18 protein-coding genes and 1 pseudogene are annotated in these 22,758 nt (G+C 71.2%); 7 read left to right on the forward strand and 12 right to left on the reverse strand.

Features of this window, described 5'->3' with window-relative positions; all coding sequences use genetic code 11:
• Positions 1-65: 65 nt before the first annotated feature.
• Positions 66-722, reverse strand: coding sequence for an MBL fold metallo-hydrolase (locus tag ACH4RC_RS36535; protein WP_398208515.1), 657 nt, complete (start codon positions 720-722; stop codon positions 66-68).
• A gap of 68 nt (positions 723-790) precedes the next feature.
• Positions 791-1,465: a TetR/AcrR family transcriptional regulator gene (locus tag ACH4RC_RS36540; protein WP_398208517.1), complete on the reverse strand. Its 675-nt coding sequence runs from the start codon at positions 1,463-1,465 to the stop codon at positions 791-793.
• A gap of 1,148 nt (positions 1,466-2,613) precedes the next feature.
• Here ACH4RC_RS36540 and ACH4RC_RS36545 point away from each other — a divergent pair.
• The 3 genes from ACH4RC_RS36545 to soxR are packed head-to-tail and all read left to right on the forward strand — an operon-like array spanning position 2,614 to position 4,106.
• The gene (locus tag ACH4RC_RS36545; protein ID WP_398208519.1) at positions 2,614-2,889 is read left to right on the forward strand and encodes a hypothetical protein; all 276 of its coding nucleotides are present in this window, start codon (positions 2,614-2,616) and stop codon (positions 2,887-2,889) included.
• Positions 2,890-2,906: 17 nt separating this feature from the next.
• Entirely contained in the window at positions 2,907-3,671 is a 765-nt protein-coding gene (locus ACH4RC_RS36550; protein WP_398208521.1) for an MFS transporter, read from the forward strand.
• Positions 3,672-3,680: 9 nt separating this feature from the next.
• Positions 3,681-4,106, forward strand: a complete 426-nt coding sequence (gene soxR / locus ACH4RC_RS36555) for a redox-sensitive transcriptional activator SoxR (protein ID WP_398208523.1) — start codon at positions 3,681-3,683, stop codon at positions 4,104-4,106.
• Between the two features lie 269 nt (positions 4,107-4,375).
• On the opposite strand, the gene ACH4RC_RS36560 is transcribed toward soxR, so the two are convergent.
• The 6 genes and pseudogenes from ACH4RC_RS36560 to ACH4RC_RS36585 form a co-directional block, all read right to left on the reverse strand.
• A complete protein-coding gene (locus tag ACH4RC_RS36560) occupies positions 4,376-6,268 on the reverse strand; it encodes a hypothetical protein (RefSeq protein ID WP_398208580.1) in 1,893 nt (630 codons plus the stop codon).
• 66 nt (positions 6,269-6,334) lie between these two features.
• Positions 6,335-6,541, reverse strand: a pseudogene (locus ACH4RC_RS36565) (helix-turn-helix domain-containing protein); the annotation flags it as partial.
• A 41-nt stretch (positions 6,542-6,582) separates the two neighbouring features.
• The gene (locus ACH4RC_RS36570; protein WP_398208525.1) at positions 6,583-7,182 is read right to left on the reverse strand and encodes a VanZ family protein; all 600 of its coding nucleotides are present in this window, start codon (positions 7,180-7,182) and stop codon (positions 6,583-6,585) included.
• A 30-nt stretch (positions 7,183-7,212) separates the two neighbouring features.
• Positions 7,213-7,605 (reverse strand): hypothetical protein, encoded by a 393-nt coding sequence (locus ACH4RC_RS36575; RefSeq protein ID WP_398208526.1) that lies wholly within the window; start codon positions 7,603-7,605, stop codon positions 7,213-7,215.
• A gap of 5 nt (positions 7,606-7,610) precedes the next feature.
• Positions 7,611-7,901, reverse strand: coding sequence for a hypothetical protein (locus tag ACH4RC_RS36580; RefSeq protein ID WP_398208528.1), 291 nt, complete (start codon positions 7,899-7,901; stop codon positions 7,611-7,613).
• Between the two features lie 52 nt (positions 7,902-7,953).
• Complete coding sequence (locus tag ACH4RC_RS36585; protein ID WP_398208529.1) at positions 7,954-8,100, reverse strand: hypothetical protein; 147 nt, start codon at positions 8,098-8,100, stop codon at positions 7,954-7,956.
• A 257-nt stretch (positions 8,101-8,357) separates the two neighbouring features.
• Between ACH4RC_RS36585 and ACH4RC_RS36590 the strand changes: the two genes are divergently transcribed.
• A complete protein-coding gene (locus ACH4RC_RS36590) occupies positions 8,358-9,014 on the forward strand; it encodes a helicase associated domain-containing protein (RefSeq protein ID WP_398208530.1) in 657 nt (218 codons plus the stop codon).
• 340 nt (positions 9,015-9,354) lie between these two features.
• On the opposite strand, the gene ACH4RC_RS36595 is transcribed toward ACH4RC_RS36590, so the two are convergent.
• From ACH4RC_RS36595 to ACH4RC_RS36605, 3 genes are read right to left on the reverse strand one after another with little or no spacing between them, the layout of a single operon-like run.
• Positions 9,355-9,525, reverse strand: a complete 171-nt coding sequence (locus ACH4RC_RS36595) for an MbtH family protein (RefSeq protein ID WP_398208532.1) — start codon at positions 9,523-9,525, stop codon at positions 9,355-9,357.
• A gap of 30 nt (positions 9,526-9,555) precedes the next feature.
• Positions 9,556-10,392 (reverse strand): ABC transporter permease, encoded by an 837-nt coding sequence (locus ACH4RC_RS36600; RefSeq protein ID WP_398208533.1) that lies wholly within the window; start codon positions 10,390-10,392, stop codon positions 9,556-9,558.
• A 45-nt stretch (positions 10,393-10,437) separates the two neighbouring features.
• Positions 10,438-11,316, reverse strand: a complete 879-nt coding sequence (locus ACH4RC_RS36605; RefSeq protein WP_398208535.1) for an ABC transporter ATP-binding protein — start codon at positions 11,314-11,316, stop codon at positions 10,438-10,440.
• A gap of 218 nt (positions 11,317-11,534) precedes the next feature.
• Here ACH4RC_RS36605 and ACH4RC_RS36610 point away from each other — a divergent pair, with 218 nt between their 5' ends.
• From ACH4RC_RS36610 to ACH4RC_RS36620, 3 genes are all read left to right on the forward strand, one after another.
• Positions 11,535-13,862, forward strand: coding sequence for a M20/M25/M40 family metallo-hydrolase (locus ACH4RC_RS36610; protein WP_398208536.1), 2,328 nt, complete (start codon positions 11,535-11,537; stop codon positions 13,860-13,862).
• Between the two features lie 47 nt (positions 13,863-13,909).
• A complete protein-coding gene (locus ACH4RC_RS36615) occupies positions 13,910-14,407 on the forward strand; it encodes a GNAT family N-acetyltransferase (RefSeq protein ID WP_398208538.1) in 498 nt (165 codons plus the stop codon).
• A 166-nt stretch (positions 14,408-14,573) separates the two neighbouring features.
• Entirely contained in the window at positions 14,574-21,824 is a 7,251-nt protein-coding gene (locus ACH4RC_RS36620) for an amino acid adenylation domain-containing protein (RefSeq protein ID WP_398208540.1), read from the forward strand.
• A gap of 98 nt (positions 21,825-21,922) precedes the next feature.
• Here the strand turns inward: ACH4RC_RS36620 and ACH4RC_RS36625 are convergent, their stop codons facing one another.
• Entirely contained in the window at positions 21,923-22,705 is a 783-nt protein-coding gene (locus ACH4RC_RS36625; RefSeq protein ID WP_398208542.1) for a thioesterase II family protein, read from the reverse strand.
• Positions 22,706-22,758: the final 53 nt, after the last annotated feature.

The raw sequence follows: 22,758 nt of genomic DNA on the forward strand, positions 1-22,758 counted from the left end.
ACCTCCACCCCAACACGGTAGAAGCAAGCCGTCGCCCCGGCACCACCGATCAGCGTCTTCCCAGGTCAGTCATCCCTCGAGAGGATCCACACCCATGTGAGATTGCCGTCGATGCGGTGGGTGTCGTCCCACAGCACTGCCTGTCCGGCTTGGTGGATGGGGGCGATGCTGTCGTTGAATACGAGCTTGCTGCCCTCCCAGCGGAGGCGCTCGTGCTCGTCACGCGGCGCCCGGCTGCGACCGGAGCTCTTCGGGTCGAAGTACATGTTGTCGGCGCGGGGGATGAGGTACGTGGCTTTGGGGAAGGTGGGTACCCATTGCCCGTCACGCAACTCGGTGTTCCAGCCGACGTGGTCGTAGTGGATGTGTGTGTTGACGACGATGTCGACGTCCTCGGGGTCGACGCCGGCCTCGCGCAGGCGGATGAGGTAGTCGGTGCGCAGCCCGGCGAACTGCGGGACCTGCGGGCGCTCGCGGTCGTTGCCGACTCCGGTGTCCACCAGGATGGTCCTGCCCTCGCTGCGCAGGACCCAGGTCTGGATGTGGCAGCGGTAGGCGTCATCAGCGGGGGTCCAGAAGTCCGGCGCCAGCCAGTCCTCGTTGCGCCGCCAGGTTTTCTCGTCACTGTCCGGGACGATGAAGCGAGCGGTACGGATCGGGCCGGACCACTCGACGACTCGTGTGATCTCGACATCGCCGAGCGTGATGCTGTGTGCGGGCACGACGGGGCCTCCTGGGATTGCGGGGCGGGTCGGATACGCGTACTGATGGCGACTAGGGCGCGGGCGGGTCAGCCAGACCGCGCCGGGCCGTCCGACGCGGGTGCGTAGCGGGCCAGGAAGCTGAGTACAGCCTCCTCGATCACCACTTCCGCTGCGGGCTGGACGGCGGTCTCCTCCTCGAAGGCCATGACCCTCGGCCAGACGAGGAACTCCTGGACGAGCCCCATGAACTGGCGCGCCGCGAGGTAGGTGTCCGGGCAGCGCAGGCGGCCGCTGTCGACCAGGGCGTCCAGACTGACGACGAATGCTGCCACGACCGGCCCTTTCCCCAACCGGTAGAACTCGTCCGCGATCCACGGCAGACGAGCTGATTCGGTCACCACGAGCCGGGCGAAGCGGATCTGGTCCGTATCGGCGGCGAAGCGTTGGAGCGAGCGGGCGAACCCGCGCAGAATCTCCTCGGCGCTCGCACCGGCATCGCGCTCGACGAGCCGTCGGTCCGGGCCGGCGAACGCCGACCAGTGGTAGCGGACCATCTCCCGGAAGACTGTCTCCTTCGACCCGAAGCGGTTGTAGACGGTCTGCCGCGAAAGACCGGCGCTCTCGGCGACCCGCTCCAGGGTGACGCCGTCGTAGCGGTCCGCCAGGAAAAGCTCCTTCGCCGCTGCGAGAATCTTCTCGTCGGAGGCCGACCTGCGGCGTCCGGGTTCCTTCCGCCGCGTCCCCGGTCGGTCCGCGCTCAACCCATCCATGTTGCCGGTCCGTTTCTCGCTCGCATGTTGGTTTCCTGGTCGGCCGGAGCGCCGGTGCCGGTGTGGTCGCGGCCGGGGCCCCCCACCGCATCAGCGAGTCCGCCTTCACCGCAGCGCAGACGTCAAGGATGGCGTCCCCCTTCGCGGGCGTCGCCGGGCGCGCGTCTCCTGCCATGTCGGCCGGTGTCACCGCGTTGAAAGGCCGGGCCCGCTGCATGAAGTGGCCGGGCCGCGACTGGAGGGGCGATACGGGCGTGGTCCACGAGGTCGGGGTGCGCGGCCATCATCATCGACATCTCCCCCTCGCATTGCGTGCATCAGCGTGTCGCGCGAGTCGTGAATCTTCGCGATGCGCGCCTCGGCGGCCGAGCAACACCGGAGCCCCGGAACCGGCCCGCTGCCGCAACACGACAGCATCCATGCCGCGTTCCTCCACGGTCAGTACTTTGACTTTACTGTACAGTCTAATTTACAACGCAACCGCGAGGGCTGGAGCGGGGATTGACGGTGGGCGCGGTCCGGTGACGTAGCGGTTCTCCATCAGGTACAGGCGCTCCGCGGTCATCCGGTGGGCCTCCCCGATGGGTTCTGCGAGCGACTGAGCCCCACTCGTGGCGCAACAGCGCGCAATAGTCCGCGCCAGGCCGGAGCTGCAGGAACGTGGGCGACCAAGTCACCGACGAGGTCCGTCGGTTGCCACACTGCCCGAAGTCGCGGACGGGGCCTCGGTTCGGTGGAGGTGCCGTCGAAAGGGTAATGGGCGACCCGGTTGCCGAGGGCCTGGAGCTGGCGGACGAGATCACGGGTCTTGCGGCGGGTCCAAGATGGCGTCGGTGCCAGTCGGCGCCGAGCTCCTGGTAGGAGGCGTCCCGGTCGTTGATCAGGTGCCAGGCGATGACGAGTTTCGAGCGGGCGACGGCGACCAGGGCTCTGGCGTGCCCGCAACGTTTGACGATGCGGCGGTAGCAGGCGCCGAGTGTGGAACTCCACGTAATTCCCCATCAACAGCATCAGGTTCCCCAGCCAAACGTTCGAGTACGGCGATGGGTGTCGTCTGCGCTCCCGCCCGGATAATCCTGAGACGGCCTGCAGCAACCTCCGTGTCTTGGCGCCATGACGGACGAGGCAGAGCCATCTATGTGAACCGCTGGGGCGACACATCGGACCCGGCCACGGAGCGGCGGGGTACCCGCCAGGACGCGCGCTCGTGCTTCGATCAGTCCAGGCCGCATCCGCGAGCACGAGTCGGATTCCACGCCGAGCGGCAGGACACCTCCGCTTCGGGCCGGCGCCACCTGCTGGATCTGATCGACGAGGCCGCCGCCGACGGGCGCGAAGAGTTTCGCCCCCTGACCGGGCTCAGCCCAGAAGAGCGGCGACAGATCATCACGCTGCCGCCGAGCATCGCCAGCTGACGGCGGTCAAGCACCTCGTGCTCTACGGCAGCAATCTGGTCCGGCTCCGCAGCGCCGCTCCGGTGCTGGCGCCCGCCCTGGTCACCAACCGCCGCTTCCTTGGCTGGAGTCTGGCGACCCTGACCACGTCCATTGGCTTTCTGGGCGTCCTGGTCTTTCTGCCCACCTACTTGCAGGCGGCGGATCTCTCACCCGCGGCCGCCGGGGTGACGATGCTGCTGCTGACCGGTCCCGTCCTGCTTATGCCCATGGCCGCCGTGGCCTTGGTCAACAAGGGCGCCCCGGCCCGCCTGCTGATCGTCATCGCCCTGCTGCTGGTGGTCGCCGGGAACCTGTGGCTGGTCACGCTCAGCGCGCGGGACACGGTCGTGACCGTCGCGGCGCCGTTGGTGCTGATCGGCGTCGGTATGGGGGGTTCCTTCGGTCTCACCGACGGTCAGGCCATGGCGCTGGTCGACGCGGACGACGTCGGGATGGCGGCGGGTTTCCTCAACACCCTCAGGGGAGCGGCCGAGGCCCTGGTCATCGCCGCCTACAGCGCCTCGCTCACCGGTCTGCTGTCGGCCAGGCGCGATGACGCGGCCCGCGCCGCCGAGGTCGGAGCCGGACGCCTCAGCGGCACGGAACACATCGTCGAGCTGGACGCGTTCACCTGGTCCTGGCGGCTGACCCAGCTCGGCGTGGGCCTGTGCTGCCCCGTCCTGTCAGCGGCCGTGATCGTCCTGATCCACGGCCGTGGGCCGGTCTCGCGCCGCACATCGCACCCAGCGCAGGGCAGGTGAGATGACGTCATGCGCACGAGTCCGCAAGACCCCCTGACGATCGGGGAGGTGATCCGCCGGACCGGCGTATCCGCCTCCGCTCTGCACTTCTACGAACGCAAGGGCCTGATCCTCAGCGATCGCGACGGCTGCAACCAGCGCGTCTTCCCGCGCCACATGCTCCGCAGAATCTCATTGATCATCGTGGCCAAGCGCCTCGGCATTCCCCTGGCGGACGTGGCCGAGGTCTTCGCCGGCCTGCCCGCCGACCGCGCGCCCACCCACCGGGAGTGGCAGCGTGTCTCCCGGCGCTGGAAGAAGCAGTCGCAGGAACGCCGACGCGTCCTCGAGGCCCTCGAGCACGAGCTCACCGGCTGCATCGGCTGCGGCTGCCTGTCGATGAGGGCCTGCCTGCTCCTCAACCCCGACGACACCCTGCACGAACGCGGCCCCTGACCCGTCCGCCTCTCATCACCCGCGCCCCGCCGCCCGTAGACCCCGACCGCCGTCAGCAACACCAACGATGCCGCCGAGCGCGACCGCTACGGGTACGGCCACGCTGCGTGCCGCCGCCGTTTCGACCCTCCTGGTCGCAGCACGGACCGGCCTCGCTGTTTCCCCATGCGAGAAGGCTAGACGTCGGGGGTTGGACGGGCTGGCGCCGGTTCGGGGTGACCAGCGCGATAAACCCTGCGCACACCACGTCCGTGTCCGAGTCGGGTCAGTCAGCGGCCCCACCAGTATTCATGGGCCTGCCGCAGGTCGGCGTCGATCACGTCCCGCAGCAGCTCCCGGTCGTCGCTCGGTAGCTCGAGGCCTTGGGCATTCGCGCTGAGCCGGTAGGCCTCGACCATCGCCGGGTCACCGGCTGCAAGCACAGACGAAAGCAGCGGCTCGTCCGGGGCTGCTGCCGCATCCACCTGAATAAGCACCCGTTGACGGTCTGCCTGCGACATTCGGGGCAGTGCAGACCCTAGTTGATCGCACAGCTTGTCCCAGGTCACGGTGCCCTGTTGGCGGGCCGTGCGTTTCAGCGCACCCCGGACCGCCGCGGCCGCCGACCTGAGCACACTTTCCGGCAGCGCTTCGGGCCGATGACGGGATGCCTGTTCGTGCGCTTTGTCCCTTACGGGCGCTGCCGCGCCAGGCGCCGGCGGAACCTCCCGTCGGGATTTTCCCTGGACCATTGCGCGGGCCTGGCGCAGTTCGGACAGCGACAGCGCGTTTCCGGAAGCCTCGATCGCCCGACGCAACTCGCCCATCTTTGCTTCCCGTTGCAGGGCAGTGAACTGACGCCGCTCCAGATACCGCATCAAGCGGCGGACCCGCTCGGCGGCCGCCAACTGCGCTCGGTACTCACGTTCCGCCTGCTGCTCCAGCAGTGAGGATGCGGTCATGCGCGGACGCGGCCGACGGGGCTGTGCGACGAGGAGCGGCGCCGCCCGGTGCAGCGGAGCCGTCGTCGGAACCTGGTTTTTCTCCCGCAGATATCGGCGGGCCCTGTCGAGTACCTGCCGTTCGGCCTCGCTGGCGCCCTTACGTGTGAGCGTGAGCGCCTGGGTCAGCTGCGCACGGGCGTCCCACGTCCGGCCCTCGCGCACGGAGCGCTCCAGAGCCTCGAACACTCCCTGCTGGTATGACGCATGGCTCTCAAGCCACGCGCGTGCCTCCACCAGCGCCTCCTCCGCCTCCGCCCGGGCAGCCGGCTCGAGTTCGTCCAGGAACGGGACGGCGCCGTCGCACAGGCGGCGCACGTGCTCGACCGTCCCGGAGCGCTGGGCGGTCTCCAGCCCTCGGATCAGCCGGGTGGCCGGCTCCGGTAACGTCCTGGACGGTGCGGCCGCGGGCGGGGCGGGACGTTCCGTGAGAATCCGGGTGGCGGCTTCGGTGATGAGGCCGTCCGCTCCCCACCCGCAGTTGGCCAGCGGAGTCCACTCGGTGCGGTGCGCCAGGCTCTCGGTCCCGATCCAGACGCGGCGGTCGGCTCCATCGCTCTCCAGCCGCACCCGGTAGACGTACCTGCAACGCGACAGCGTGCCCGGCTCCAGTGGCACGCCAGCGGCGAGAATCGGCGTTCCGCCGTCCCACGCCGGTCTGATCTGGGCATCCAGGTGGACACGCAGTCGGCGACCGTCGTCCAGGTCGATGTCGAGCAGCGAGCCCAGCGGGTCCGGGTAGGAGAAGCGGGCCGCCCGCCCGTGGCCTTCAAGGGACGTCTCCAGGGCACGTTTCACGTACAGGTGGTCCGCGCTGGATTCGCCGATGCCGCGGCGCCGGCAGATGGGGGCGCTGCCCTGTCCGTGGGGATAGTGCTGAAAGTGACAGGCGCGATCGGTATACAGCTTGTCGGCAAGACGAGCCCCGCAGCCTCCCAGGAGCAGCCCGCACCAGAAGGTGTCGTGGCGATGGACGCGCCGGAAGCCATCGAGCTCAATGGCCTGCGTCGGCAGGACCACAGGCACGTCGGAGTGCTCATTGCCGATCACTGCTGTCTGTACGAGCCGTGAGTCACGCACACTCCCACAGTAGATTTTTTGTTCGCGCGCCGCCGGGTTTCGGCACCAGTCAGCGACGATGGCAGCGTTCTCCGGCCGCCGATGGCGCAGGCTTGGGGCCAAGCGGCCACAGTGCCCTGGCACGCAGCCGGATGGGCGCGGCCGCGGGGCTACGTACGGTTGTCCGTCAGCGGGTGGGTGACGGCGTGCGGTAGGGCCGCCGCGCGTGCGCATCGGGGTCTCGGCCTCGGTGAGGATGCGGTGGACGAATCCGTAGGAGCGTCCGCACCCGTGCGCCAGGGCCCGGATCGACGCTCTCTTGCCGTATGCCTTCTTCAGCTCGGCTGCGAGCTTCAGGCGGGCCGGCCCTGTGACGTGGACTCGGTGTCCCAGCACGCTGAACTCGTGGTTCCCTCCTGGCGCCCGGCGCCGTACGGCTACGTCCGCAGCATTGAGCCGCTGTGGGAGGGATCGTGGGCGTGTCTTGGCGGAACAGCAGGCCGCAGAAGGCGGTGCGGCAGATGGGCGAGGAGCACCCCCAAGCCGGCGCCGAGGGTGTTGAAGAGGACGTCGTCGATGTCGACGGCGCGGCCGGCGTTCATCGCGTACTGCGCGGCCTCGATGACCAGGCTCAGCGCCAGACTGGCCGCCACCGCACGGCCGGGGCGTTGCCGTCGGCCGGCTAGGACGAGGAACATCCCCAGGGGCACGAACATCAGGGCGTTCGCCAGCTGCAGCCGAAGGATCATGCCGCGTTCCATGTCACCTACGCCGAGCCCGCTCGCACTGGTGTCCCACAGGCCCTCACCCGGCATCCAGATGATGAAGCGTTCACCGCCGCTGCCCAGCGCCTGGTCGGGGAGCAGGGTCGCGCAGGCCACCGTGAGCAAGCACAGCAGGAGACACCCGCGGGCCAGGAGCGCCACCGCGTCGCGGGTGCGGCGCTGCAGGGCGGCGGCTGCCCAGGGCAGGGCAGCGCACAGCAGCAGGAATCCGCCCACGGTGGCGGGGCTGAGATAGAGGACGATCTCCCACACGGGACGTTTCCTTGTGATCGGTTGGCGGGGTCAGGGGCAGCGCCATTTGGTGACGTACATCTTGTTGCGGTACTCCATCACGCCGCGAATGCAGTCGCCCGCGTCCACGGAGTGCTTCTGGCTGCGTTCGGCATGGCCGCTGACCCTGCTGGTCCTGGCCTTGCCGTAGTAGTTCGGCAGGGCCGTCATCCGGCCGTTCTTGCGCTGGTCACCGAGCAGCACGGTGATCTGCCCGTCGGCGCTGCGAGAGTAGTGCACGGTCCAGGTGTAGGTGGCGTGCCGTCCGAGCCGACCTCCGTTGATGCACAGATTGCCGTGGCTCAGCTCCCCGCACCCCGCCGGAGTCGCCGCGGCAACAGCGGGAGGAGCAGCCACCATGCTGGCACCCAGCAGAGCCACCACCGGCAGGAGCGTCCTAGCCACACGGGTCACTGGGTGCACTGGCGTCTGCCTTTCGCTGAGGACAGCCCCCGCAGGGCCTGACGCGAGGATCGCGTGGCCCAGACCACCCCGGCGGATACATCCCCCAAACTCATCCGAACCGGTAACAGCCAAGGCAGAGCGTTGACCTTGGGCAGCTCGACCAGGCACTGACGCTGTTCCCGGCGGCTGGCCGGGAGGTCCTCGATGCCGAGACCGAACGGTACTTCGGTCTTCGCCGCCCAGCCGGGCGCGGCCTGTTCGCTCGCGTTTTCGCGAGTTGAGGTGACGCGGCTCAAGACGCCACCTCACGTCACCTCACCTCGTGAGTCACTTTTCGGGATCTCCTCATCAGCTCTCGGTACCGCCGCCTCCTCTGCCGAGCCAGGCAACGATGACCGTTCCGACGGTAGTGATCGCAGCAGCCACGATGATCTCCATGAACTCCCCTTGCTCAAGGAGCGCCAGGTTGCGCTCACGACCGACGGTTGCAGCCATTCGCCCGGCCGGTCCAGGCGCTTCGTAGCTGGTTGGGGGCCTTCTAAACGAACTAATTTCGCGTAGATCCTGCGGGCAAATCGGCATCGCCGACAGCATTTTGCGCAATGGATGCAGCGGTTTTTGCTGCGTTCTCTGAGGGGGCCACCGTTTACGTCGGGGCGTCTACGACGGGAGCCGTTGCGCGTGCCCGATCTGCGACTTCGGCCCTGATCGCATCGGATCTACGACGCGGCGCTGGCTGAAACAGGCACGGCGTGGAGGCCGCCGTCATCTACGCCGGCGAGCACGGTGACCTCCGAGTGCCGTTCACGCTCCGGGTGCCCGCCGTCGACGACCAGAAGGCGGAAGCCACCGGGTGGCCGGCCTCGCTCGCCAACTTCCCGCTCGGGCAGTGGACCGCCGACGCGCGCCGGTTCTACGCCCGCGGCGACATGGACGAGGACCGCGTCGCGCAGCTGGAGAAGCTCGGCATGATCTGGTCGCACTTCGACGTCGCGTGGGAGGAGGGCCTGTCCGCCGCGCGCGGGTGGGCATCCGAACACGGGCACCTCCTGGCCCCACTGGACGCCACCTTCCAGGGCGCGAAGGTGGGCATCCTCCTGAAGAACGCGCGGGCCGCCGCCCGGAAGGCGCAGGAGAACGAGCAGCGGCGTGCCGAGGGGCTGCCGGTGGAGTCGTCGGCCGGGGCGCTGTCGGACGAGCGGCGTGAGCAGTTGGAGGAGATCGACGCGTCCTGGTGCCCGAGCTGGCCGGTGACGTGGCAGCGCTGCTTCCACCTGGTGCGGATGCACCTGGACGCGGGCGAGGCGCTGCCCACCACGGCGGGCGAAGTCCTGCGCCAGGGCGAGGATCTCGGGCGGTGGGTGCAATCAGTGCGGCTCGGGTGGGACCAGCTCACGACCGTGCAGTAGTGGATGTGCGAACAGATCCTCGGGATCGAGCCCGCCAGCGAGGACGAGAAGCCGTCGCCGCGCCGCACGCAGGCCGACAAGTGGGCGATGAACTACGCATGTCAGCGGTCACGTAATTCCCCACGATCTACATGATCAGCGTCACGCAATTTCCCACCCTCGGCGTCACGGTTTCGCATGGGGACGGCGGTCGTCGGTGGAGGCGGTGACGCGGCGAGCTCGGGCAACTAGCAAGCTGCGAGCAGGACACTAGCCGGCGCTTTTATGCCACAGGGACCTGGCAGTGGTGGCCGGGCCCCTGTTTCTTTTTCCCGCAATCGCGTGTGGAATTGACGTGCAATCAGGCGGCCTGCGTCTCGATGTAGGTCAGGCAGGCGTCCCGGGAGTGCTCGTCGTGGGCGACGTCCCAGCCTTTGGGCACGTCGATGCCCGCCGGCCACAGGGAGTACTCGAGGCGCTCATTGCGCAGCACGAGGTAAGAGCGGTCCGGGTCCTCGAAGGGGTTGGTCATGGTGGCTCCTGTGTCGGTCGGTCTTGGGGGTCAGTCGAGGAGTCGGCGGCTCATGCCTCGCACTGCGAGGAACCAGACGACCGCCGTGAAGGCGACGAGCACGAGGGCGTGCAGCCAGTCACCCGCGCCCAGCACGCCGAAAGCGGAGTGGCGCACCAACTGCATGCAGTGGTAGATGGGGTTGACGACGGCGACGGTCTGGATCCAGTCGGGCAGGCCGTCGAGCGGGAAGAAGACACCGGCGGCCATGACGAGCGGCGTCAGCACACCCGAGACGACCAGCCGCAGCCAGTCGATGGCCGGTACCAGGGTGGACACCCACATCCCGCACATGGCGAAGGCCAGCCCCGACACCAGGGTGACGACCGGCACGAGCAGCAGAGTGAGGTGAGCGGGGAGACCGATGGCGAGAGTGACCAGCAGGGGGACGGAGCTGTAGACGGACGACTTGACCGCGATCCAGGACGCCTCGGCGGTGACGAGTTCCCAGACGTCCACCGGCCGGCTGAGCACCGCGTCGTACAGGCGCTGGTGGCAGCGCCGGTTGTAGGTCTCGAACATGCCGGCGAAGGCGGCGGCGAACAGGAGGGAGGTCACGACCATGCCGACGCCCACGAACTGGGGGTACGGCCGGCCTTCGGCCGACTCCACCAGGGCGCTGAAGCCGAGGCCGAATCCGGCCATGTACACCAGGGGTTCGATGAGCGAGCCGAAGGTGATGGCGGGCCAGTAGCGCCGGAAGAGCAGCAGTTCCCGGAGCCACACCGCCCGCAACGTCGGCAGCAGCGCGGGTGTCGCCGCCTCTCCCTCGTCCTCGAAGGCGCTCGTCGGTGTCTCGGCAGGGCGCGCCGGTGCGACCCTCGTCATGGAGGCTGTTCCCTTCTGGTGGGGGTACGGCGGGGTGTCGCGGGATCAGACGAAGAGCTCGCCGGTCAGGGCGACGAACACGTCCTCGAGTGTGGTGGGGCGCAGCACGTCGGCAGGGCCCAGCACCTCATGGAGGTCGCCCGGCATGGTCTCGGCCCGCAGGACCGACACCGACAGTCCGGTGCGGCGGCTTGTCAGTCCCGCCCGGGCGACGTGCTCCTCGACTGCGGCGCGGCGGGCCGCGTCGCCCCTGTACTCGGCGGCCTGCGCCCCGGCGTGGGCCCGCAGCAACTCCTGCGGCGTGCCCCGGGCGATCTGACGGCCGGCGAACACCACGGCGACCTCGTCGGCGAGGCGCTCGGCCTCCTCGATGTAGTGCGTCGACATCAGCACCGTCGTGCCGGAGGCCCGCAGCGTTTCCATGACGTCCCACAGGTCCTGGCGGATCTGCGGGTCGAGGCCGACTGTGGGCTCGTCGAGCAGCAGCAGGCGGGGAGCGGTGAGAATGCCCCGGGCGAGCAGCAGTCTGCGCCGCATACCGCCGGACAGCGCCTCCACCCGGCTGTCGCCCCGGTCGGCGAGGCGCACCGCGGACAATGCCCGGTCGACCGACTCCGCATACCGGCGCGCGGGCAGGGAGCTGAACCGGACGAACACCTCAAGGTTCTGGCGCACCGTCAGTTCGTGATCGAGGTCGCTTTCCTGAGGAACGACGCCGAGCATGGACCGGACCCTCCGGGAGCCCTTCGGCATGCTGTGCCCGAGAACCTCCACCGTCCCGCCGGTCGGCCTGGTCTGCCCGGTGATGAGGCGCATGGTGGTCGACTTGCCCGCGCCGTTGGGGCCCAGCAACCCGAAGAATTTCCCTTCCGGGATATTGAGGTCCAGCCCATTGACGGCGTTCGTCGAGCCATAGGTCTTCACGACATCCCGAAAACGAACGACGGGGATGCTCACCCCTGATTCCCCCCCACTTGAAAGTGCTGCGCGGTCCGGGGCGCGGTGGCGTCAACCCGGTCGCATCGGCCCATAGAAGCGCACGCCCAGTGATTTGTGAAGTCCTTGTTTCCCTCTGTGAAGCGCTGCTAGGTTGCCAAACGATCAAGCGCCCCACGAGGGTGCTTCGTCGAAACGGGGGATGGATGAAGTCGCGCGTATCCGCGCTTTGCGGTGTTCTGCTGCTGTGTGTCGTCGCGCTCGGCTGCGTACTCCAGGTGCGCGTTCCCCTGGAGCCGAAGCCGGCCGACAGCGCGCCTTCCGGCTTTTCCGCGGCGCGTGCCGCGAAGCACATCGAGCACATCGCGCGCTCCCCGCATCCGTCCGGTACGGCGCAGGCCGAGGCGGTCCGGTCCTATGTGACCGGGCAACTGGACCGCCTCGGGCTCTCACCGAAGCAGCACGAGTCGACCGAGGTGCTCCCCGGGGAGGGGGGTTCGCACCTCGCGGGCCGTGTCCACAACATCACCGCCACGATCCCCGGACGGTCCTCCACCGGCCGCGTACTGCTCGTCGCGCACACCGACTCTGTGGTCACCGGGCCCGGCGCCTCCGACGACGGCCTGGGCGTGAGCTCTTTGCTGGAGATCGCACGTGCCCTCGGCGAAGGACCCCCTCCGCGCAACGACGTGGTCCTGCTCTTCACCGACATCGAGGAGACGGCACAGCTCGGCGCCCGGGCGGCGGCGCGCGAGCTCGCCAAGACCCGTCGCGGCCCCGACGTCGTCATCAATCTCGAAGCGCGCGGAACCAGCGGACGGGCCGTCATGTTCGAGGCAGGCCCCCACAGTGCGGCGCTGGTGGCCGCCCTGGGCGACACTCCGCCCGTCGCCACGTCCCTCTCCGACGAGATCTACCGCCTGCTGCCGAACGACACCGACTTCACCCGGCTCCGCGCGTCCGGCGCGACCGGGCTCAACTTCGCGGTCATCGGCGACAGTGCCCGCTACCACGGTCCCGAGGACGATGTGGACCACGTCGACCCCGGCAGCCTCCAGGACCTGGGCGACACCGCCATCTCGGCCACCCGAGCCCTGTCGGCCACCGACCTCACACAGGTCGAGAAGGCATCCGAGGCCACTTGGTTCAACCTCGGCCCGGTACTGGTCCGTTACCCGGCGGGCGCCGTCCTGCCCCTGGCGCTGATCGCCGCGGTCGCGCTGGCCGCGGCCGTCTGGTACGCCCGGCGCCGCCGCGCACTGAGCCTCCGCGCGGCCGCACGCGCTGCCCTGACGCTTCCCCTGCCGCTCCTGGCCGCCGCCGCGCTCGGCTGGGCGGCCTGGCAGGCGCTGCTCGTCGTCCGGCCCACCTACGCGCTCTTCCACATGGGCGACCCGTACCGCACCGGTCCCGCCGTCGCGGGACTGCTGCTGCTCACCACCGCCGTCGTATGGCTGTGGATCCTGTGGGTCGGCAAACGGGCCACCGCGCTGGACACGGCCGCCGGAACGGCGACCTGGGCGGCGCTGCTGGCCGTGGTCGCCGCCGCGCTGCTGCCCGGCGCCGCCTATGTGTTCACCTGGACCGCCCTGGGCGGGGCGGCCGGTGTCGCGATGGCAGCCCGCACGGCCGAGCGTTCCCCCTGGCGAAGCGCCGCCCTCGCGGCGTCGGCGCTGCCGGGCGTCGCGGTGACGGCACCGCTGGTCGCCCTGCTGTTCCCGACGGTGGGGCTCGCTTCGGCCGCCGCGCCGCTGGCCCTGGCCTCGCTGACCGCCGCGGTGGTGCTGCTGCCCCTCACCGGCCGGATCGCGGCCGCTCACGCCCGACGCGCCGTGGCGGGCGGCGCCGCCCTGGCAGTGATCGGCGGTGCCCTGGTGGGTGTCAACGCCGCCGTCGACACGCCCGACGGTGAACACCCGCGCCCCGTGAGCCTGATGTACGCCCTGGACGCCGACCGGGAGAAGGCGGTCTGGGTCTCCGAGGACGCCGACCCGCACTCATGGGTGACTCACTACACGGGTGACCGTCGAACGGACTCCTTGGAGGAGTGGTCTCCCGCACTGGCGGCGCCGCCCGGGGGACTGCTCGCCGGTCCGGCCCCCGTCGCCCCGGTCTCCCGCCCCGTCGTGACCACGGTCTCCGACACGCGCAAGAGCGGCAACCGCACCCTGCGCCTGTCGGTGCGGCCCGAGGCGGGGAAGCCCACGCTGATGACCCTGTACGTCGACACCACGGCCACTCAGGTCGTGGGCGCCCAGGTGGCCGGCGCGCCCGCGGGCACCGGCTCCCTCGGCGGAGGCGTCAACCGGCCGCATGCCGGCTCCGTGTGGAAGTGGGGGCTCCTGCTCGTCGCCCCACCCTCGCAGGGCACCGAAGTGTCCCTCACCGTCCGGGACACGGGCCGTCCGGTCCGTCTGCTGGCCATGACCGAGGACGCGGGCCTGCCCGCCCTGGACCGGCCACGCCCCGACGAACTCACCTGGAATCCCGACGCGGCCGGCATCTCCTTCGCCAGCCGCCTGTACAAGCTCTGAACAAGTTCTGCCCCCCCATCGCAACCGACAGAAGAGAGCGACCCCCCATGTCGTCGAACCCGAACAGCGCCGAGGGCACCACGGCACCGCAGGAGCCGCGGCTGCGCAAGGCGGAAGCGGCGGACGCCGCCGCGATCACGAACGTCTTCCTCGCTTCGCGGGCCGCGGCCATGCCCTATCTGCCCAGGCTGTACAGCGACGAGCAGACCCTGGCCTTCATCGAGGCCGTCGTCCTGCCCGGCAGCACGGTGTGGGTGGCCGAGACCGGGGAGAAGCCCGAGATCGTCGGCTTCGCCGCGCTCGACGGCACCATGCTCGACCACCTCTACCTGCGGCCGGAGGTACGGCGGCAGGGCATCGGCTCGGCCCTCCTCGCCACCGTCAAGGAGGCGTCCCCGTACGAGCTCTCGCTCCACGTCTTCCAGCGCAACGAAGCGGCCCGCGCCTTCTACGAGCGCCATGGCTTCACCGCCGGCGAATTCAACGACGGCAGCCGCAACGAGGAGAACGAGCCGGACGTGACCTACCACTGGACCGCTCGCTGACTCGCTGAGGTGCAGGGCGGCCGGGGCCGATCGCGCCCCGGCCGCACACACCGCACATCCACCGACGACAGACCGGGACCGTACGGAACCCGGCGCCTTCACGCATCGGCAAAGAGTGGGCGTGGCCCCCGCCGGGGTGGCCGCGACACGGGGGAGGAACGAAGAAGTGCTCGGTGAAAGCAGGGTGCCGGGGGAGATCCCGCTGTCCTACGCGCAGCTCGCGCTGTGGTTCAACGACCGTCTCCAGGACGGCGACGCCTCCTACAACATGCCGGTGGCACTGCGCCTGAGGGGCCTTCTCGACACCGAGGCCCTGCGCTCGGCCCTGGCCGACGTCATGGCGCGCCACGCGGCGCTGCGCACCGTCTTCCCCGACCGCGACGGCACGCCGTATCAGCGGGTTCTCGCCCCCGGTGACTTCACGGTCCCCCTCACGGTGGCCGACGCCACCGAGGACGACCTGGACGGACTCATCGCCGCCGCCTGTCGCGAAACCTTCGACCTCGCCTCCGAACCACCCTTGCGACTGCGGGTGTTCGTCCTCGGCCCCGAGGACCATCTGGTGCTGATGGTCCAGCACCACATCGCCGGCGACGGCTGGTCGATGGCCCCGCTGGGCCGCGACCTGAGCGCGGCGTACGTGGCCCGTGCCGAGGGGCGCGCTCCCGAGTGGACGCCGCTGTCCGCCGACTTCACCTCCTACGCGCTCGACCAGCACGAGAGCCTCGGCAGTCTCGACGACCCCGACAGCGGCATCAGCCGCCAGCTCGCCTACTGGAAAGAGGCGCTGGCCGGGCTGCCGGAATGCCTGGACCTGCCCGCCGACCGGCCACGGCCCGCCGTCATGTCCCACGAGGGCGACTACTTCCCCTGGGACTTCGACACCGGCCTCCACCGCGACCTGCTGGCCCTCGCCCGTACCTGCCGCGTCAGCCTCTTCATGGTGGTGCAGGCGGCGCTGGCGGCCGTGCTGACCCGGTCCGGGGCCGGTACCGACATCCCCCTCGCCAGTCCCACCGCGGGCCGCGGGGACTCCCGCTACGACGACGTGGTCGGCTACTTCGTCAACCCGCTGGTCCTGCGCATGGACACCTCGGGCGACCCCACGTTCCGGGAGCTGCTCAAGCGGGTGCGCCGGACCGACCTGCAGGGCTTCTCACACCAGGACATGCCGATCGAACGGCTGATCACGGCGCTCAACCCGCCGCGGTCCCTCGCCTGGCACCCCTTGTTCCAGGTCATGCTCGCCTTCCAGAACCTTCCCGAAGCGAGCCTCTCCCTGCCCGGCGTCGCCTGCGAGGTCGTCGAGGCGGACCCGGGCGGTGCCAAGTTCGACCTGTCGTTCAACGTCATGGAACGCAAGGACGCCGACGGCGGCCCGGCCGGGTTGACCTGCTTCGTCGAGTACAGCAGCGATCTGTTCGAACGCGAGGGAGCCGAGGCGCTGATGCGGCGGCTCACGCTCCTGCTGGAAAGCGTCATACGCGATCCCGACCAGCGCATCGGCGACATCGACCTGCTCACGGGCGACGACCTGGACGCGGTCCGCACCCTGTGGCGCGGCCCCGAACTCGCCGTTCCCGCCCAGAGCTACCACCAGGCGTTCGAGGAGCGGGCAGCCGCCGACCCGGACGCGCCGGCCCTGGTCGCGGGCAGCACCCGGCTCACCTTCGCAGAGCTCAACGCCCGCGCCAACAGCCTCGCCCGGGAACTGGTCCTGCGCGGCGCCGCGCCCGAACGCCACGTCCTCCTGCTCCTTGACCGCGAAGCCGACGTGGTCGTCTCCGTCCTCGCGGTGCTCAAGTCCGGCGCCGCCGTCGTTCCCCTCGCCGCCGACACCCCCGCCGAACGGCTCGCCGCCATCAGCGCCGCCACCCGGCCCGTGTGCGCGCTCACGACCGGGAAGACCGCGGACCGGCTGTCCGACGCCGTGCCGGTGCTCGCCCTCGACGGGCCGCAGGAGCGGGAGCGCATCGCGGCGCACCCCCCGACCGACCTCACGGACGCCGACCGGGCCGGTGTCACGGGCCCTCGCGACCCCGCCTACGTCATCCACACCTCCGGCTCGACCGGCACGCCCAAGGGCGTGGTCGTGGAACACGACGCCCTCGCACACCTGGCGCACCACCATCGCGTCCGTCAGATCCGCCGGCACGTCCCGGAGGGCAGCCCGCGCGTCCATACCGCACTGGTCGCCTCCCTCACCTTCGACACCGCCTGGGAACCCTTCTTCTGGCTGCTGGAAGGGCACTGCCTGCACCTCCTCGCGGACGAGGTGCGCCTCGACCCCGAGGCCCTGGTCGCCTACGTACGACGCGAGCGCATCGAGTTCCTCGACCTCACCCCGACGTACGCGCAGGCGCTGCTGACCGCCGGCCTGCTTGACGAGGGCGACCACCACCGCCCCCGCGTCGTCATGCTGGGCGGCGAAGCCGTCGGACCCGAGCTGTGGAACCGGCTCGCCGCCGTCCCCGGCACCCAGGTCCAGAACTACTACGGGCCCACGGAGTTCACCGTCGACGCGCTCGCCTGCGACCTCGGCGACAGCGCCACGCCGGTCATCGGCCGCCCACTCGACAACACCCGCGCCTACGTCCTCGACGAGCGGCTGCGCCCCGCGCCGCTCGCCGTGCCCGGCGAGCTCTACCTCGCAGGCCCCCAGCTCGCCCGCGGCTACCTGGGCGCCCCCGCCCTCACCGCCGAGCGGTTCGTCGCCGACCCGTACGGACCGCCCGGATCCCGTATGTACCGCACCGGCGACCTCGCCCGGCTGCGCCGTGACGGCCAGGTCGAGTACCTCGGCCGGGCCGACGAGCAGGTCAAGATCCGCGGCTTCCGCATCGAACCCGGCGAGATCGAGGCCGTGCTGACCCGCCACCCCGGCGTCGCGCAGGCGGCCGTCGTCGTCCGCGGCGAGGACGCGGGCGAGCCGTTCCTCGCGGCCTACGTCGTCCCGGCCGCCGAACCGCCGGCCGACGCCGCCGCGCTCCGCGACCACCTGGCCGCGCACCTGCCCGAGTACATGCTGCCCGCGGCCTTCGCCCACCTCGACCGGCTGCCGCTCACCAGCAGCGGCAAACTGGACAAGCAGGCCCTGCCCGAACCGGACCTGCGCGTCTCCGGCGCGTCCGGCCGGCGTCCCGCCGACGCCCGCGAGTCGGCCCTCTGCGAGATCTTCGCCGACGTGCTGAGGGTGTCGGAGGTCGGCCCGGACGACGACTTCTTCCGCCTGGGCGGCCACTCTCTGCTCGCCATGCGCCTGGTCAGCCGTGTCCGGACGGTCACCGGGGCCGAACTGCCCATCCGCGCGGTCTTCGAGGCGCGCACACCGGCCGGCCTCGCCCGGCTGCTCGGCACCACCGGCCGGCGGCCCGCGCTGGTGCCGGCCGAACGCCCCGAGGAGATCCCGCTCTCGTACGCCCAGCGCCGGCTGTGGTTCCTCCAGCGCCTGGAGACCGAAAGCGCCGCCTACCACATCCCGCTGCCCCTGCGGCTGGACGGCCCGCTGGACATCAGCGCGCTGAGCGGCGCCCTGCTCGACGTCGTCGTCAGGCACGAGGCGCTGCGGACCGTGTTCCCCGACCGGGAGGGCGTGCCCCACCAGAGGGTCCTCGACCCCGACGAGCTGCCGCCGCTGTTGGACATCGTCCCCCTGGCCGCGGCTCGCGCCGACGGCGAGGCCCTGGAGGCGGAGTTGCGGTCCGCGGCCTCCGCCCCGTTCGACCTGGCGAGCAGTCCACCCCTGCGCGCCCGGCTGTACCTGCTCGGGCCCGGCCGCCACATCCTCCTCCTGACCGTCCATCACATCGCCTGCGACGGCTGGTCCCTCGGCCCGCTCGCCGCCGATCTGAGCGTGGCGTACCGGGCGCGCGCCGAAGGGCGCGAGCCCGGCTGGGCGCCGCTGCCGGTCCAGTACGGCGACTACACCCTGTGGCAGAACCAGCTCCTCGGGGACGCCCGTACCCCGGGCAGCCTCGCGGCCGAGCAGTGGGGCCACTGGAGCAAGACGCTCGACGGCCTCCCCGACGAGGTGCCGCTCCCGGTCGACCGGCGCCGCACGCCCGAGACCGGGCACGAGGGCCGCGCGGTCCCCGTGCGCGTAGATGCCGGCGTCCACCGTGCGCTCGCCGGGCTCGCCCGTGAGAGCGGCGGCAGCCTCTTCATGACCGTCCAGGCCGCCCTGGCCGCCCTCCTCACCCGGCTGGGCGCCGGGACGGACATCCCGCTGGGTACGCCGGTGGCCGGCCGCACCGACGAAGGGCTCGACCAGTTGGTCGGCTTCTTCGTCAACACGCTGGTCCTGCGCACCGGCACGGAGGGCGCCCCGACCTTCCGGGAGCTGGTGCACCGGGTGCGGGACGCGGACATCGCCGCCTACGCCCACCAGGACCTGCCCTTCGAGCAGCTCGTGGACCTGGCCGGCCCGGAGCGGCAGCCCGGACGCCATCCGCTGTTCCAGGTGGCCCTGGTGGTGGATCACGGGGTCGACACCGTTCTGGACATCCCGGGCGTCACCGCCGAGCGGCTCACCGTCCAGCTCGCGCCGGCGAAGTTCGACCTCACGGTGACGCTGGCCGCCGAGCGCGCCGCCGACGGCGCCGAGGGACCGCTCAGCGGCACCATCGAGTACCGCACCGACCTGTTCGACGAGTCCACCGTCGTGGCCGTCGCCGAGCGGCTCACGCGGCTGCTCACCGCCGTCGCGGACGACCCGGACCGGCGCATCGGCCGGATCGACCTCCTCTCCGACGACGAGCGGCGCCTCCTCGCCGAGTGGAACGACACCCGCCAGGACCTGGAGCCCACCACGCTCGCCGCATCCGTCGCCGAGCAGATGGCGCGGACACCGAACGCCGCCGCGGTCGTCGACCAGGGCCGTACGGTGACGTTCGCCGAGCTCGACGCCTTGGTCGGGGCGCTGGCCGGGAGACTCGCCGCGCGCGGCGTCGGCCCGGGATCCCTGGTCGCCGTCGCCGTGCCGCGCTCGCTCGACCTGGTCGTGGCCGTGTGCGCGGTGCACCGCGCGGGCGCCGCCTACGTCCCCCTCGACCCCGACTACCCGGCCGACCGGCTGGCGTTCATGCTGGAGGACTCCCGCCCCACCGCCGTGATCGCCACCCCGGAGGAGGCCGAGAAGCTCCGTGTGCCCGAGGGCGTGCGCCTCCTTGCGCCGCACGACCCGGCGGACACAGGCCACGGGGCCGTGGTGGGACCGGACCCGGCCGACCCGGCCTACGTCATCTACACCTCGGGCTCCACCGGCCGGCCCAAGGGCGTGGTGGTCCCGCACAGCGCCGTGTCCAACCGGCTGCGCTGGGGCCAGCAGCAGTACCGGCTGACCTCCGCCGACCGGGTGCTGCACAAGACGCCGTCGAGCTTCGACGTGTCGGTGTGGGAGATCTTCTGGCCGCTCGGAACCGGCGCCACCCTGGTCGTCGCGCGGCCGGAGGGTCACCGGGACCCGGCCTACCTGTGCGAGCTGATCCGCCGGGAGCGAGTCACGGTCGCGCAGTTCGTGCCCTCCATGCTGGACGCCTTCCTCCAGCACCCCGACGCCGGCCGGTGCGACTCGCTGCGTCTGGTGATCGTCGGCGGCGAGGCCCTCACGACGGCCACCGCGCGCCGGTTCCACCAGGTGCTGCCGGGCGTGCGGCTGGTGGACCAGTACGGTCCGACCGAGGCGGCGATCGAGGTGACCGCCTGGACCTGCCGCCCCGAGGACGACGACGGCCGGCCCGTCCCCATCGGGCGGCCGGTGTGGAACACACGCGTCCACATCCTCGACGGCGAACTCCAGCCGGTCCCGCCGGGTGTCGCCGGAGAGCTGTACCTGGACGGTGCGCAACTGGCCGACGGCTACCTCGGGCGCCCCGCGCTCACCGCCGAGCGGTTCGTGGCCAACCCGTACGGCGAGCCCGGATCCCGGATGTACCGCACGGGCGACCTGGCCCGCTGGCGTCCCGACGGAGCCGTGGAGTACCTGGGCCGGGTCGACGGCCAGGTCAAGGTTCGCGGGTTCCGCATCGAACTCGGCGAGATCGAGGCCGCGCTGGGGGAGCACCCGGCCGTCGCGGCGGGGATCGTCATGATCCGGCAGGACAAGGGCTCCCCCCGGATCGTCGCCTACGCGGTGCCGGTGGCCGACACGGCGGCGCCCACCGCGGAGGAGCTCCGAGAGCACCTGCGCAGCCGCCTTCCCGAGCACATGGTGCCCACCGGTTACGTCACGCTCGACAGCCTGCCGGTCACACCCAACGGCAAACTGGACCGTGCCGCGCTCCCCGAGCCCGCCGCCCCGGCCGCCCGGGGCGAGCAGCCGCCGCGGGAGCCGGCCACGCCCCTGGAAGCGGCCCTGACCGCCTTGTTCGCCGAGGTCCTGGACCTTCCGAAGGTCGATCCTGAGGACGACTTCTTCCTGCTGGGCGGACACTCGCTCATGATGGTCAGGCTCGTCGAACGCATCCGCACCGAACTCGAAGTGGAACTGCCGATCCACACCCTCTTCGACAACCCGTCACCGAGCGCGCTCGCGCTGCGGATCGCGCGGGAACCCGGCGCGGAGGCCCGGCTCGCCACCGGCACGACGCCCTGGGAGCCGGTGCTGCCGCTGCGCGCCCAGGGCACCCGTCCGCCGCTCTTCTGCGTCCACCCGGTCGTCGGCGACGGCTTCGGCTACGTGGGGCTGCTGCGCTCCCTGGGCCCTGACCAGCCCGTCTACGCGCTCCAGGGCACCGGCCCGGCGGGCGGGCGGCGACGGCCCGCCACGATGGGCGGACTCGCCGCCGAGTACGTGTCCCGCATCCTGGCGGTGCAGCCGAAGGGGCCGTACCGGCTCCTCGGCTGGTCGTTCGGCGGTGTGCTGATCCACGAGATGGCGGTCCAGCTCAGGGAGCGCGGTGAGCGGGTCGAACTGCTGGCGATGCTGGACAGCGTGCCGCCCAGCGAGCACGACCGGCGGGCGCACGCTGACGCGGTCAGCGAGGCCGACATCGTCCGGGCCCTGCTCGACGCCGTGGGCGCGTCCCCGGAGGAGATCGCCGCGGTGGACGACGGCCGGGCGCCCGGGCCGCAGGAGCTGCTGACGCTGCTCGCCCCGGCGCTCGGGGCCTCGGCGCCCGCCGGCCCCGCGGCGCTGGACGCCCTCATCGACACCTGCCGCTACCACGGCGAACTCATGGTCCGCTGGGTGCCGCGGGTGTACGACGGAGACCTGCTCACCTTCACCGCGACGGCCGAGGCGCGACGGGCCGGCACGGTGGGGCGGGCGACGGCCGCCGAACTGTGGGGCCCCTACGTGCGGGGGCCGGTCGTGGACCACCCCGTCGACGCCCAGCATCTCCAGCTCGTCGAGCCGGGGCACATCGACTTCATCGGTGGGGTCGTCGCCGGTGAACTGGCGCGCCGGGACGACCGGTGACCGCGGCGGACCCCCGGCACGCCGCCAGTGCGCGTACGCACCGTGCCGGCGCCGCCCGTCCGGACGCCCCGAAGGCGTCCGGACGGGCGGTGACCGGCTCAGCCCGCGGTCGGCGCCGCGTGCTCCCGCACCACGGCGGCGATCTCGGCCATGACCTCGGCCGCCTGGGTGTGCAGGAAGAAGTGGTCACCGGGGAGGACCCGGTGGCGGAACCCGGCAGCCGTCACCGCCCGCCATCCGGTGATCCACTCCGGACCCGCCAGCCGGTCGTCGGCTCCTCCCAGGGCCACCATCGGGCAGGGCAGTACGGTCGGCCTGACGTCCGTCATGTACCGGGCCAGCAGCCCGAGGTCGGCCCGCATCACCGGCAGCAGCATCTCGAGGAGTTCCCGGTGCTCCAGGATCTCGGCGGGAGTGCCTCCCAGTTCGACGACCCCGCGCAGCAGTTCGTCGTCGCTCCGCTCGTGCAGGGGCAGGGCGACGGGGGCGCCCGGCGGACGGCAGCCGGACACCACCACGGCGCGGGGCAGCGGCCGGCCGCGCTCCGCCAGGCGACGCGTCGTCTCGTAGGCGATCTGGGCGCCCATGCTGTGCCCCAGGAGCAGGAACTTCTCCTGTTCCGGGCGCTCGGCCAGCACCGCGAGGAGGCCGTCGACGACCTCGTCCATGGAGGCGAGCAGGGGTTCACGCAGGCGTGTGCCCCGGCCGGGCAGCTCCACGGGTATGAACGTCAGCCCCGCCGGCGGCTCCTGGGAGCGCGACCAGGCGAGGTACGAACCGGCCGAGCCGCCGGCGTGCGGGAGACAGTAGACACGGACGGTCTCCGCTCCGCCGTCCGTGCCGGGGGCGTCGTCCCAAGGTGTCCATCGGTTCCGTGTCACTGCATTCTGCCCTTCTGTCCTCAAGGATTTCCGTGCGGGCCCGCGGCCCGCGG

Source organism: Streptomyces sp. NPDC016845 (genome assembly GCF_044332585.1).
Taxonomy (GTDB): domain Bacteria; phylum Actinomycetota; class Actinomycetes; order Streptomycetales; family Streptomycetaceae; genus Streptomyces.